Origin of the sequence: Sphingobacterium sp. GVS05A, assembly GCF_019969845.1 — a bacterium.
Taxonomy (GTDB): domain Bacteria; phylum Bacteroidota; class Bacteroidia; order Sphingobacteriales; family Sphingobacteriaceae; genus Sphingobacterium.
This window is the reverse complement of the sequence record NZ_JAHXYR010000008.1, coordinates 349,759-364,822: the sequence shown is the minus strand read 5'-3', so window position 1 is coordinate 364,822 and position 15,064 is coordinate 349,759. Positions and strand designations below refer to the sequence as shown.

The following is a 15,064-nucleotide window of genomic DNA, read 5'->3' as shown; positions in this document are numbered from 1 at the left end:
TTCCTTTAGTTCCAGTAATTATTTAATTGCATATAAGGGTTATTTGTCCGGGCAGACTTATCAATTGGCCAAGTCCAGCCCCCCGAGTTAAAGGCTGCAACTGACATAGGAGCACTTGTGTATTCCGAATTGATTACCTTTTTCGTACGCACCAGGTCATAAAAGAAGTTTGCTTCTCCTAATAGTTCTCTGACGCGCTCCCACCAAATAGCATCTTTCAAATCATCCCCACTGTCTCGAATAGGTGCTGCCTTAGCACGTGTACGAATGACGTTGACAACAGTTCTTGCCTCTTCATCTTTTCCTAATTCTGCCAAAGCTTCGGCTCGTAATAAAATTGGGTCAGGATAGCGGAATACCATTTGGTTATCATCTGGATTGTTATCTTCCCCTTCTTCCATAAATACGTTCGAAAATTTAAGACATTGAAAATCTCCATTTGTCGAATAGATATCTTTATCAAACCAATACACTTTACGCTGATCGTCCTCAGTCGGTGGATACATCTTTTCCATAAATTTTGGATCGTAATAGATATAGGACTTGGTTGTCACTTTATTTGGCGCATGGAGCACATAATCCGAATAAGATGCCGACAAGTGAAAACTTTCGCCATAGTTGAAGTTTTGCACAATCTCAAACAAGCCTTCTTTTGTCCGGCCTTTAAAGATCTCTTTTGTTCTGCTGAGGTCCAACAAAGCATAGGCTCCGCCATTTTCTTCCATCAATTCTTTTCCCAGATCTGCGACTTTCTGATAAAGCACTGTTTTATCATCCGTTCCTAGTCCTGCGATCCACATATTGATATGCATATTAAGTGTCATGGCAGCACCGCGCATCGCTTTCACAGCAACAACGGAAGGATCATCGTAGGTCCAAGGCAGATCTTTATAGGTGGCATCCAAATCGGCCGAAAGGTTCTTTAATACCGTGAACATATTTGTCCGCGGCAAGGGGTTCGTATTTACATCCGTATAATAAGGGACATCACCATACAAACGCACCATGAAAAAATAAGCTAAAGAACGTAGGAAAACAGCCTCTGCCTTATAGGTTTTTTTCATATCCTCATTAAGGAATGGCATATCTTTATTTTCTAATTGGTAGATGACAATGTTCGCATTTTGAACCATCTTATAGAAGTTATTCCATTGCGTGATCCTAGGAAATCTGAAATAGGCAAAATTATTACTCACATCCTCACTAGTTCTAGACATAATTGCATTCAAATCATTTTGTCTCAACAATGAAATATAATCCCTTCCAGCCCCTGATGTTGCACTCGTCCGATTTGTAGGAGCACAACGCAAGTCGCCTGATGCCGGAAAAAAGATATTCGTCATGGTTGCTTCTCTGAAAGTAGAATAGATCCCTCCCATGTACTGATCGACATCTGCTTGTCTGGTCCAGTAATTATTTCCCGTTAATTTGTCAATCTGAGTAATATTTAGGAAGTCCTTTCCGCAGGAGCCCAAACCCAGGGATGCTCCCAATATAAATAGATATAAAAATTTCTTTCTCATGTTGTCTTCGAACTTAGAATTGTACACTTACCCCCAATGAATAGGTTCTTCTACTTGGATAACCGTTTGAGCCATCACGTCCCACACCTGTTACCAATTCTGGATCTGGTCCGGAATAATTGCTAAACGTATAAACATTGTTTGCCGTTAGGTTGATGCGTGCAGATGATACGCCAAAACGACGTGCCCATCTTCTGTCAAAATTGTAGCCCACGGTGACCGAATTAATTTTCACGTAGGAGCCATCCTCCATAAACATCGTTGAATTGTAACGGTAAGGATTATATAACGACAAACGTGTAAAGTCTGAAACATTCGGATAATCCGCATTGTCACCCAATTGCCGCCATACATTATAAGCATCCAAAGGTATATAAGCACCTGGTGCTCCAGAGCCATAGTTCTGTCCACTTGGATCCGAATAGTTCCGGAAGCGATCGGTCAAAGCTGTATTTAGGATATCACGGTCTATGGTATAGGATAATTGCGTACGCAAAGACCAGTTTTTATAGCGAGTATACAGGTACAATCCACCTGTGATTGCTGGCTGCGAATTACCTACATAAACTAAGTCATTTTCGTCTAGCACATAGTCACCATTTAGATCTGTAAAAATGGGATCTCCCGCACGGAAGAACTTACCTCCATTCATTTCCCCCCCTGCTCTATAACGCAATCCAGTTAATGGATTGACCGGTACTTGGTCGTCCGATTTATAGACACCTTTATAGTCATATAAGACAAAAGTAAATGCATTACGTCCTAGACGAAAGAATTGAGGAAGATCGTATCCTGATCCATCAGCCCTTACCAGTTGACGTGCACCATCCGGCAATGAGGTTACATAATCTCTATTTATTGCAAACGTCGCATTCGCATTCAGTTCCCAATCCGAGTTCGCTAATTTTGGTCGATATTGAATACTCAGCTCATGCCCTTTGTTCACCATTGCCTTCTCGTTGGTCAATACATTTGAAAACGCATTATGATTTGCAATTGGTTTTTTATCTAAAATCTTATCCGATTGCTTGTAATAAGTTTCGTAAGTCACATACAGCGAGCTATTGAAAAATCCAAGCTCCGCTGCGGCAGACCATTGTGTTGTCGATTGGGGTACCAAGCCCGTATTAGGAGCAATATCCAGATCTAATGATGTTGTTGGTCTATTGTTATAGCGACCATCATCAATCTTATACCAACCGTAGATGTCCGATAGGGTCCCCGCTGGTGAAATTGTCCGACCAACCGATCCTCTCAAGAAACCTGTATCCCACCAATCCACATTTTCCATAAATTTCTCTTTCTTGAAATTCCAACGTAAGCCCGCTGAAGGGTTTTTGGTCCAAGGTGTTGCACCACCGGTCAACGAACTACCATCGACACGGTAGGTCAAATCAAGAATATACTTTGAATCGTAGTTATACGAAAAGCTCCCTGCATAAGCAACCGATCTAAAATTATTCAATGAGTTTAATAAACCTCCAAGCGTATTTCGTGTATTGTAGCTAATTCCCGTTTGAAATTGATCATTAGCCGTTCCGCGAATCTTCGATAAATCTTCTGAGGAAGCGGATATTTCCATTTCCGTAAATCCATAGACACTAAAAAGATGTTTCTCTTTAACTGCCTTCACATAAGACAGTTGATTCCGGTTATAGACTTTACTTCTGTTGCTATAATAACTGTATACTTCTGAAGAGTTACCCAAAAGTACTTCTGGTGTATAACGATCTTTTGTTGAAGTGGTATAGTTATAATTTAAGGTAACGGATGCACGTACATCTTTAATAGGTACATATTGCAATTCCAATTGCCCTAAATAATTCCCGGTTTTATTCTGGTCATCCACACCCAACGCCGATAAGGCCCCCATACTTCCAGAAAATAAGGAAGGTGAAGGGTACAGCGAGGTTGTGTTGACCGATTTACCTACCCCCGTCTGCATCAGCGCATTCCCTGAACCCATCTTATTTTGCGCCAAATTGACATTGATATTGGTCATCATTCTGAAACGATCGCTCGGCTCATACTGCATATTGGAGGTCATTGAATATCTTTTAAAACCCGTATTGGCGATGATACCATTTTCATCATAATAGTTCATATTGGCTTTGTAATTGAATGTACGCTCTCCACCAGAGATACCAATATTATGTGTCTGATTCATGGTATTGCGATAGAAATAAGATTGCCAATCGGTTGAATTATTATAATAGGGATTCAGGGAATCGGCCAATATTGGTGAATCGTTGATACGGCGTAGTGCGGCGGCCAATGTTGTATCATTCATCAGGATTTGCTCCAAACGAACCATTCGCTCGCCCTTACCACCGATCACGCGACGCAATTGCGGCACTGCCGATAAGAAAAACTGACCTTGATAATTTACGATAGGTACTTTCGAATTACCACGTTTGGTACGCACCTGAATAACACCATATGCACCACGCGATCCATACATCGCTGTTGCCTGTGCATCTTTCATGACGGTAATATCTTCGATATCTTCTGGCGGAATCATTGAAATAGGCGATACACCGGGGCCTGCTGATTCAAATCCATATTCATAGCCCGAGTTATCATCGATAGGGACACCATCAATAACGAATAACGGTGATGTAGGTGTTACAAAGGTATTGTCACCACTACCTGAAACATTAAAGCTGGACATCCCCCGCACAGCCATCGTTCCGCGCATACCAGGACTTCCTGTATTGTTCTGAATATTTAACCCAGCAACCTTACCTTGCAAAAGGTCAACAAAGTTACCTGAAGGAATATCCTGTATTTCCTTACCGGAGATTGTTACTACGGATCCAGTCAATGTCTCTCTTTTACGTTGTTGGTATCCCACGACAACAGTCTCTTCAAGTTCCTGTGCCGTACTTTCTAAGGTCACATTGTATTCCTTTTTCCCAGCAACAATCGTATACTTCTCCGTACGATAGCCCTGATAGGAAAATACCATCACCCCGCTGTTGGGGACCGAAATTACAAACCGTCCATCTTCTCCGGTTTTTCCCAGATCTCGTTTGGGGTTTTCTAAGCGTATAGAGACCCCGCTGAGCGCTCTGTTATCATTTCCTTTCACAACACCCTTGACCATGGTCTGGGCCCATGCCTCCCCCACAAACAAGGCACAAATGAAAGTTAATATTATGCTAAATTGTTTCATAATCTTTAAGCTAATTAGTCCATCCATCATCAGTCAAATTTTGGCGTTTCCCTGGTGAAACGAAACTGTATCTCCCAATCTCCTTCTTCGTAGATCGCAAATGGCATCTCGATCCCACAATCTTCGAGAAAACCAAACTGCCCTTTCCTGCGGAATTTGAAATTCATCACGGCATAAGTACCATCGCTTGAAGAATAGTCAGTTTTGATCGGTGCCAATGGAATAGGATAAGCAACATCATAGATCACTTTACCATTTTCAAATCTATGGTTGAAACCATGCACTAATTTATCCCATTCTGTCGCGGCAAATTTCTTCACATCAATTGGACGGTTTAAAGAGTCCAAGAAACTTATGGTCAAGGTTCTACTTCCCGTCCCCTTGCTTTCCAACTTATTGAAATACACATTAATTAGGCCTGGATAAATAAATTGATTTGTTCGTACGCCATACAAATTGGTTGTCCTGTTGGGATGCGTATATGGTAGTGGCGCTAAGCCTGTCACGGGATCCATGATGCTCGGTTCAAATGCACGTTCACGATAAGGCTTTAATTTGAAATTCCGCAAATACCTGCGTCCACCAGTGTTGCTAACTTCAATATCAAACACATAACCTGAATCTGGTTGTGCTTTGACAAAATTTGAATTCACCGCCTGTCCCCAAAAATTTATATTGCCTGATTTCTCAAGAATTTCGAGAATAGGGCGATATTCTACCTTACGTTTATTTTCAATTTCTGCGATAGATTTCTCTTCGCCACTATATGCCATTGTCCAGATTTTTACCGGAAATTTATCTTCAAAAAGTGTTGAAGGCTGTCCATCAATATCACGCAGGTTTACAATTTTAAAATTGAGGGGTTGTGAAGTATTCTGCCCAATATTGACAATATTATTATAGAAGGTATTTCTTCCTAACAATGGCATAAATTCATTGGTGCTATACACCACGTCAGTACCGAGTGAGTCTTGGTCATCCGGAATGTACTTATTACATGAGGCTAGCATGAAAAATCCCATCCCGAGCACTAATAACTGTTTTGCCGACTTAAATATTTTCTTTTCCATGCTATTTGTTTAATAATTTAGCGAGTTTACTAAATCCGAAATTATGACTTGGAGCGAGGACATGTAACATACCATTTTGTGTACGGATATTCACCACAGATGTTGCGCTTTCCTGCCAGTAGCGTTGAAAAATAGACTTATTCATATCACTCAATATGATCTGTTGTTGACCGCCGCCTATAATTCCGGAAGCAGATGTCACTTTATACTTTAAGGTCATATTATAATGGTCAATAGCTTTAATCACTTTTCCTTCAACAAAATCCCGTAGGTAAGGCGTATCATATTCACCATCAAAGGCATAATGATAAGTCAAGGAATCAAGGATCAATTGTGGAATGTCTTCAAGATAAAACGGGGATCTGTTTCCCGCTTTTCGTACTCCGTTCATGGCATCCAAAGCATTGGTAAAACTGCTGTTCGTCATGGCGAAAAAGGTCGTTTTTGCATTGGCATCTTTCAACTTAGCGCGTACCGAAGGAACACGATCCAAAACTAACAGCAAGGAGTCATAGGTATTACCTTGTGATTCTAAAAATTCCAATGAAGTTCCATCAAATTCGGTATACTTGACTTGAAAATCTTCGTAATAGGTGTTCCCTTTTTTACAACTAGCAACGCCCAGTAGCAATACGATTAGCGATAAGCCTAAAAAAATATGTTTGTTTTTCATGATTATCTATTCTATTATTTCCAATATGAGTTTTGCACCAGTTTGGAGTTTCTTTCCAGTACATCCGAGGAGATCGGCCAATAGATTCCACCTTTCTGAATCAAATCGTTCATCACAGGATTATTTTTCTTAATCTTTGCCAGGCGTATTTGATCGTACCATCTCCATCCTTCTCCCATCAATTCCCGTCTTCTCTCCAAAAAGATCTCTTCCAATAAGTCTTTTGGCGAGTTGCTGATATAGGGTTTTAGACCGCGACGCTCTTTAATCACATTGAGGTACTTAATGGCATCATCACGCTGATTGAGTACAGCTTTTGCTTCTGCTTGCAGTAAGTAGATCTCTTCAAGGCGGGTAAAAACTAAATTCGATCCAAAAATGGAAAAATCAGAATCACCATTACCATTACGGATGACCTTGATCTTACTAAAAATCGGGATATCCCCGTTGTAGTTGGTAAAGTAATTAGTCCGTACTAGTCCTGATACCGAGTCAATACCAAAACGCGTGTCGTTTACGTCATCAAACAATTTATTGATCGTGTCACGGCTCACATAGATATCCGGTTTAGCTTTGGTGACAATCGGATAACCTAAAGTCAATGATTCGATATGGCCTGTGTTCGTCGCTTCGCCCAATTCGTATGAAGAGCGAATCGCTAAGATCTGTGCTCTTGTACTTGGCCCAAATAGACCATCGGTCGGATTCACCAATGCTGGTGTCGTCAATAGTTCAAGATTCGCTTGTGAATAGTTGTCGATAACAAATCGTGAATATACCTCCGCATTGATGTATTTTCCTTGCCATGCCGCTACGTGTGCCAATAGGGAATAAGCTGTAATTTTGTTGACCAAAACACCAACCCATGTGCCATAAGTCTCGCCATAATAGCTCTGTGTTCCTACAGCATAACGGTAAGGTAAATCCTGTGCAGCGGCTAATAGTTCGGTTTCCGCGAAAGCTAAAACTGTTGCTTCGGTCGATCGCGCAAGTTCCACAAAGGAACCATTATCATAAGATTCCTTTAACAGCGGAACATCGCCCCAGATACGGACCATATAGAAATACATCAGGGCACGGATTGTACGTGCTTGTGCAACATCGTACTTCATATCGCGTTCTGTGTATCGCTTATCTTTCGCCATCACCTCGGGTGCACGTTCGATAAAAAGTGACGCTGCATTGATCACTGCGTAGAATCTACGCCAGTCCGTAAGATCCTTAAGTAAAGGATAAGCTGATCTCAGTTTATTTTCTTGGACGACACGGAGATCTGCGCGTGAATAAGGTGTAAAGTCGCCGTAGCGGATTTCTCCGTATACCCAATGCCCATAGTTATCAACTAATGCTGCCCGCATTAGGCCGTAGATGCCCATTAAGTGCGCTCGCGTATCAGATATAGATTGCCATTCCAGTTTCTCGGATCCGAGATTGGAAGCGACAATATCCAATTTTTTATTACATGAACTCGTAAAAGCATTGATACCCAGCGCCATCAGGAACATTACCGCCCATCGATTATATCTTTTCATACTCTTTCTACTATTAAATTATTACAGCTCTAACTTAACGCCTAAGGAAACCATTGGGGACAATGGTAGTCCATAACCTGTATAATATCCATTAAAATCTATCAGTTCGGGATCTGCTCCTGAGAACTTAGAGATCGTCAATAAATTGGTACCTGAAACGTAAACATAAGCTCTACGAATGGTCTTCATCTTGTCTTTTACATTGTTCAATTGAGCAAGATCGTAGCCTATAGTCAAGGATCTCAACTTCAAGAAAGAAGCATTTTCCAGAAACAGATCTTGATCCACACGGTAGGCGACAATCGGGCTCCAAGGATTATAAATCGGATATTTATTCAAATCAACATCTTGCTGCCAATGAAATACTTCGCGAATCCCATCCAATGAATTGGTGTTTTCGGTATTGATGAAGTTATATTTATTGGAAGCGCGTTGATTCAGTGCCTTATGTCCAAGTGCAAAATACCATTGCATATTCAGGTCAAAACCTTTGAATTTGAAATAGTTTTGAAATGAGCCTGTCAGCTTAGGCATTGCATTTCCTTTCAGGACACGATCTTCGTCATTGATTTTAAAATCTCCGTTCTGATCTTTCCAGATGGGATCTCCCGCTGCAAAATCCACCCCATCAAACTGTATTTTCTGACCGTTTTGAACTGGAATACTCTCCTCGGTATCATAAGATCCTTGATTTTCGTACAACCAAAACTGATCAATGGCCTCGCCGACTTTTAATAAGCGATTACCCACTTTCAATTGCTTGCGTCCTCCTGGAAGTGCCGTCAATTTATTTTGATTGTAATTTAGATTGAGTGATGTATTCCATTGCAAGGTCTCGGGATTAGACAGCACTTTCGCAGACAGATTGAGATCCACCCCAGTGTTTTTTACACTTAAGCCATTAACGATTTGTCCAGAATAACCATACTCAGCCGGAATAGGTGAATTAATCAATTGATTTACATCTTTCTTTTGGTATAAGGAGACTTCAAAATTAATTTTTTTCTCCAATAAGGTTCCATCAACGGTCAGTTCGGCATGATCTGTATAAGGCCATTTGATATCGTAACCTACCCAACCTTCTGAATAAGGTCTGGATGCAACGGCAAAACCATTATAGGACACCAAAGATTTTTCGGATCCCCAATTTAGATCAGCGGTATAATTTGGGCCAATGGCAAATTTACTTGTAAATACCGGTTTCCCAATTCGCGCCCAGGATGCTTTTACGCCCAAATGGTTAAATAAATTGTCCTCATTTTCGGGTATTAAATGATATTTCGCAGCGAATGACGGTGTCATCAACCAACGCGAATCAGGTTGCATTGTTGAAGAACCATCATAACGTAATACCGCATTCAAGTCCAAGAGATTTTTGTAGCTATAATTGGCAGCCAAATACAGGGAGTGCAATCTAAAATCCTCACGATTACTGTACCTATTGACATATAGCCCCCCAATTGGCACTAAATAACTTCCTTTTTGAGGATCGCCATCTACAACGTTAACCTTGATAAAATCGTTGGGCCCATCATAGGCACGTGCATAATTATAACGGTACAGGTCTTGTGTGTAAGAAGATCCTAAGGTCAATTCCAATTTATGCTGTTCTTGAAATTCGAGATTGTATTCCAAGCGGTTATTGTATACCAAACGCTGATTAAAACCAAAATAACTTGACATATAGTTATTGGTTTCCATCAATGAACCTGGGAAAAAAGCTTGTCTTGCACCCTCAGAATAATCAATTCCTAAGGAAGTATTAAATTTTAGGTTCTTGAGAAAATAAAGATCTAATGTTACCAGTGAATTTAAGAAATTGACTGTATTCTTATCCAAAGCCGCTTTATAGATATCTAGATACTGTGCATACATATCCTTACCTGGTGAAATTGGCACAGATAAATCAGGCACATAGGAAGCTTCACCAAATCGATCTCTGAGACTGCGATTACGATCTCTCAAACTACGGCTTGCATTAATTGTGGCACCAAAATTCAACCATTTAAAAGGAGCCATATTAACGTTAAACAAAGCATTGTATCGCTCAATATTAGTTTTGTCAGCCGAACTTGCATTCTTGGTATACCCTCCCACGAACGAAAAGTTCGCACGATCATTACCACCACGTATACCTAAACTTCCACCATAGATCGGTGTAGTTTTATAATATTCCTCATTCCAATTCGCTGGCCCGTAATAATTTACATTAGTCGAGTCGCTCAGATATCCTGGGTAATTCAAACGGTCAGTAGCTGATCCATATTTGTTATAGAATACCGATCGGAACATATTCTCATATTGGGCATTTACGGGGGTTACTACGGGTTTTGTTGCCAGCCCAACATAGGTATTAATGAAAATTTGACGTTGCCCCTCTCTACCTGGTTTTGTCAGGATCCAAATTGCACCATTAGCAGCTAGCGGTCCAAGCCTTGCTAATTTAACCGGATCTTTTATCACTTCGATAGACTCTACAGTTGCTAGGTCAATACCTGCGAAGTTGTCGGTTCCAGGTCCAATACGATTAAACTGATACTGCTGAATTGAATAGGCAAAGTTGTTGTCTCTTGCGATGGGTATTCCATTGACAAATACTGCTGGTTGCACATTAATCGCATCTTTGATTTCGAATAATGGCGATCCTAATCCCCGAAGTACCATATTCTTTGGCGCTCCTGGTTCGCCTGTCGCTTCTTGTACGTAGAGACCGGCAACTTGCCCTTTTAAAACCTCTGGAATACTGACAACAGGCAGTGTTTCAACGTTTCTTAAATTGAGACTGTCTCTAACACCTTGTTTTTGCAATAAGGTAGCCAGTCGCCCTCTAAGTAATCGCTTGTCAACCTCATTGATTTCAGAAGTATCTTGTTTTGAAGCCCAAAAATTAAGGTGGTTAGCCTTTACATTTGAGCACATAGGGACAAGAAATAAAAAACAAAATAGTCTTTTCATTCGATTTTATGTCTTAGGCTTAAAAAAAAATTGGCACTATTTAGCTTATAAAAACTATATAACGGCTCTGAATAATTGTTAGACTTTTAGGTCTTATTAATAATTGATAGTACGTAACAATGATATAATAAAAACTTTAGAGTGGTTAGAGGTCAACTAAACGAAATCGATTGCGTAATCGACACAAACGATTGCGCAATTTATTCCCCATTGTCTATAAACAAAGTAGTTTTATAATTTTATAAAAAAAGTTCTCTTCATCATTCTATTTAATTAAAAATCTGAACGTTTTCAGTAAATACTTTTATTAATTATTTTTTTATGAGATGATGAGTGGGCTAGTCCAAGCGATTCGAAATTGAATGCTCTTCTAAGTTTAGCATCAAAGAAGCGATGCAGTCTATAATGTCAAAAATATTTAAATCGATAATGATCAGAATTTGTATCGCAAAAAATGCGAGTAACTGATCATACGTCACCTGCTGATTACTATAGGAATTGGCTTAAAACAAGAAACTCCAAATTACTTTTAGCAATTCGGAGTTTCAAGTTCTATACGTAGTCAATACTAATTGTCTCTTAACATCGTAAGATCTACTTCAGGTTGGGACAAGTTCATATTCTTAATAGCCTTCTTACATTCATCAACCATTTCCTGCGTCATTGTATAAGTATACTTTCCGTAATCATCATACTCCAATGTACCGATATAAAAGAATCCATATTTATCGAAGAAATCCGTCAGATCTATTTTGGCAACTTCACATGCTGTTTTGACAAAGTTTAATTGATGAACAGCTGGGTTGCGCTCGCCCATCATCCTATCAGAGCTCCAATCCGAACGTCTTCTTCGTGAAGGTTTAACGCTATTCTGTTGACGAAAAGCCTCAAATAGATCAGCATAAAAATCTGGACGTTTTCCAATTCCCTCAAAATATAACTGTAATTGCCAGAAAGGGATCAAGCGATTAAATACATCCGGATCGGATAAGTATGAAATTCTCTTATCAATAATACTGGCTTTGGCTTTTTCAAAATTATTCTGCTCCGAAACCCGTGTTTTATTACCAAATGATCGTGTTACATATAAAGAAAACAGGTTATTGCTCACTTCACCAAGTCCACCCCAATTGAACATTGGTCGCGTTTGATGCACATGTCCTACTTCATGGCTAAACCCCCAGCAGGGATCTCCTTTAATTACCGAAGCAGGATCGACAACCATACTCATCGCATAACCGACTTTGTCACCCATATAAGCAACACCATCCCCATCACGGAACATGTAATAATTATAATTTACCCGTGCAAGGATGCGATTCTTAGGAATTTTCTTATATTTTTCCAAACCCATCAAACGATGCTGTCTGAACACTAAAGAATCATAATTACTGATAAGTTCAACACCTCTCCCATAAGCATATTTCTTCATTGCCTCTATGGGATAAGCTGTTTGTATATGTTCGCCCTTTGCATCCATAATTGGAAAGACGGCATGATCAATCAGACTATCCCATTCTTTGTTGCCCTGCTTTTTTATATCAAAATATCCATTTACCTGTCCGGTTGGAAAATGTACAGTAACAGGTTTTTCTTTCTCAGGTTCCTCAGAGAAATAATCGATATAAGCTAAACTTCCAAAATCGTTGAGCTGGATAATATTCACGCCATTATGCAGCCTAAATTCTTGCTTTTCTAATCCCCAGCCTTTCGGATCTTCTGTAGGTTTGGTCGGATCCGGAGCTTTACGCAACCAATTTGGCACCACTAGGTTGACTTCTTTACTATTTGCAATCCCATCCACAATGACAATATGCCGCCCTTTCGGAAGATATACTCCAGTTATATTCTCATACTTACTATAGCCATCACCAATACTTAACTGATGACCCAATGTCGATGGATTAAGTAAGGCAGAATAAGTCGCATATCTATAGTCTTTACTGTATTTGCCAGCTAGCATAGCTAAGGCTACTCTGCGCAATGCGGTATCACCAATCTGGTCGATCTGCTTTTTCTTAATACCCTTTTTTAATTTTAATGCGAATGCATCTTCGAACACGGAAAGATCCGCATAGGTTTGCTTAAAATCCTGAGCAGATTGTGCCATTAGATTTGCACTCATCAATAGGCCCAGACCGAAAGTGATAAATTTTCTTTTCATAATTATTTATGGTTTATTTAAGAAATGATATGGTATTTAACAATTAAGAGACACAATTGATCGATTTCTACACAAGCATAGGAACGACAAAAAAGCTATTGTACACCACAATTATATTAAGTGGATACTACTCTTATCCGAATAGCCTCCACTTACACAAGTTTTTTCAAATCTCCTCAATAACTATTTTGCATCCGGATTTTTAGTTGCCTTCAAATGAAGTTCATAGATATATTTTCCCGGTTTATAAATTTTAGTATTAAAACGAATATTTAATTTAACAGACTGATCATAAGTTAAATACTTCATATCCGTTGGCGGGTTCCAATTTTTAGTATCTGCATAATCTATTGATTTAATCCATTTGGACTGAATCCGATAATAACAATTAATACCATTTGACTGAGTATCCCAATACACATCTGGAAATCTCACCTGCGCATAGTCATATACAACCGCTGTATCTGTGACTGTTGTTTTATAAGCAAAAGTGGCCAAAGTCTTAAGAAAATCATTACCAGACGGTCTTCTATCTAATGCTTTACCAGGAAACAGTGCGCCATTTTTATCATAAACCTTGAGAGCAATCTGATTTGGACCATCTGCAACACGTGTTATCTTCAACGTTAAGCTCGTGCTTTGACCTTTGACCTGATCAATCCATTGATCATCATAAGGGAAACGAATACCAGTTTCGCTGTTTGCTTCTACCGCGATAAAATAGGGAACATTTTCGTAAGAGTATTCTTTTACCGGAGATAGTTTGATAGTAGTTATATTCTTGTAGTCCTTTGTTCCTTTTGGATTTTGCACACGAATATCAACCTCATATTCACCCGTCGGCACATTGTCTGTAGCTTGGGTAAACATAAATTGCCCACTTTTTTCCAGTACAGTAAGTGGTAACCTTTTCTCTATTCCTTGCTTGCTATTAATTATTTCCAGCGTGGTATCAGTTTTCGGATCATATTTTTGCTTCCATACTTTAATATCGTATTCCTTGAAAAACGACTCTTCTCGTTTTCCTGTTGCTTTGTTCCGCACATCCAACAAGGTTACCGTAAATGGGGGAGTGGAAGCATCCGGAATAATGCCTACAGCAGTATAAAAAGTCCCTTGATCCACTGCAATAGGATTGGATCCGTAACGAATATTATCACTCAGATAACCGATCTCTATTTTCTTACATCCTGCATAAAAAAGGGTACACAATACACCTACACAGATGAATATTCTATATTTATTTTTCATATCAATGTCAATTAAATTTTATCTTCTAAATGCCCAGGTATGCTGATTACTCAATACATGTACCATGCCCGTTGTTGTAATAATTCCCGAGGTCTGACAAAGCACTTTTGTGTCATTAAGGCTAGCTTTTCCAGAAGGATCCGATAATGATCCATTTCTCATCACATCCCGTTCTCCATAGATCTTTGTAAGATATAGTAATTTAGGTCCTTGAGAGATAATACCATCTTCAGTATAATCTGCGCTCGTTGATTTCTCCAAAGTCACCAACAGTTTCGTTGTCGGTTCCTGCGTTTGGAATATTGTCCCGGTCTCCGTCAGATTATCCCGAACAATGCGATCATTGAAAAAGTAAACACTCATAGAGTCCTGAAGCATTTTTGGTGGGTAGAATTTAAACAAAGAATCCAAATTGAAGTTAAGTCGTTCGTCGGTTTTTCGCAACTCGTTCTGTTTGGCAAGCAGAAAGAGACGGATCGAATAATTCGTGGGTACGAAAAATGTTCCCGTAGCATTCACTCTATCTTTTAATCCGGCCTTATCGATAATCATCAATGTTGTATCAAATAGATGTCTCGGATGTGATTTTAAAAAATCATAAGTAGTCATGTTGACACGTGGGTCACTTACTCCGCCATCTATTACGCCATCTTTTTTACAGCTAAATAATAGAGACATGAAACAGAGAAGGCCTATATATAATATTGTCTTTTTCATATTG

Annotated in this window: 9 protein-coding genes; all 9 read right to left on the bottom strand. The window is 39.5% G+C overall.

All coding sequences use genetic code 11. The features are described 5' to 3' along the window. Nucleotides 1-5: 5 nt before the first annotated feature. The 9 genes from LC454_RS20425 to LC454_RS20385 all read right to left on the bottom strand — a co-directional run bounded on the left by LC454_RS20425 (nucleotide 6) and on the right by LC454_RS20385 (nucleotide 15,060). Nucleotides 6-1,523: a RagB/SusD family nutrient uptake outer membrane protein gene (locus LC454_RS20425; RefSeq protein ID WP_223584256.1), complete on the bottom strand. Its 1,518-nt coding sequence runs from the start codon at nucleotides 1,521-1,523 to the stop codon at nucleotides 6-8. 13 nt (nucleotides 1,524-1,536) lie between these two features. After that, the gene (locus tag LC454_RS20420) at nucleotides 1,537-4,698 is read right to left on the bottom strand and encodes a SusC/RagA family TonB-linked outer membrane protein (RefSeq protein WP_223584255.1); all 3,162 of its coding nucleotides are present in this window, start codon (nucleotides 4,696-4,698) and stop codon (nucleotides 1,537-1,539) included. Nucleotides 4,699-4,727: 29 nt separating this feature from the next. Beyond that, on the bottom strand, nucleotides 4,728-5,768 hold the full coding sequence (locus LC454_RS20415) for a DUF5007 domain-containing protein (protein WP_223584254.1): 1,041 nt from the start codon (nucleotides 5,766-5,768) through the stop codon (nucleotides 4,728-4,730). Between the two features lies 1 nt (nucleotide 5,769). Next, entirely contained in the window at nucleotides 5,770-6,441 is a 672-nt protein-coding gene (locus LC454_RS20410; RefSeq protein ID WP_223584253.1) for a hypothetical protein, read from the bottom strand. 14 nt (nucleotides 6,442-6,455) lie between these two features. Next, complete coding sequence (locus LC454_RS20405; protein WP_223584252.1) at nucleotides 6,456-7,973, bottom strand: RagB/SusD family nutrient uptake outer membrane protein; 1,518 nt, start codon at nucleotides 7,971-7,973, stop codon at nucleotides 6,456-6,458. 21 nt (nucleotides 7,974-7,994) lie between these two features. Next, on the bottom strand, nucleotides 7,995-10,928 hold the full coding sequence (locus tag LC454_RS20400; protein WP_223584251.1) for a SusC/RagA family TonB-linked outer membrane protein: 2,934 nt from the start codon (nucleotides 10,926-10,928) through the stop codon (nucleotides 7,995-7,997). A 568-nt stretch (nucleotides 10,929-11,496) separates the two neighbouring features. Continuing rightward, complete coding sequence (locus LC454_RS20395; protein ID WP_223584250.1) at nucleotides 11,497-13,092, bottom strand: M60 family metallopeptidase; 1,596 nt, start codon at nucleotides 13,090-13,092, stop codon at nucleotides 11,497-11,499. A gap of 183 nt (nucleotides 13,093-13,275) precedes the next feature. Further along, nucleotides 13,276-14,343 (bottom strand): DUF5007 domain-containing protein, encoded by a 1,068-nt coding sequence (locus LC454_RS20390; protein ID WP_223584249.1) that lies wholly within the window; start codon nucleotides 14,341-14,343, stop codon nucleotides 13,276-13,278. Between the two features lie 18 nt (nucleotides 14,344-14,361). Then, nucleotides 14,362-15,060 (bottom strand): hypothetical protein, encoded by a 699-nt coding sequence (locus LC454_RS20385; protein ID WP_223584248.1) that lies wholly within the window; start codon nucleotides 15,058-15,060, stop codon nucleotides 14,362-14,364. Nucleotides 15,061-15,064 lie beyond the last annotated feature (4 nt).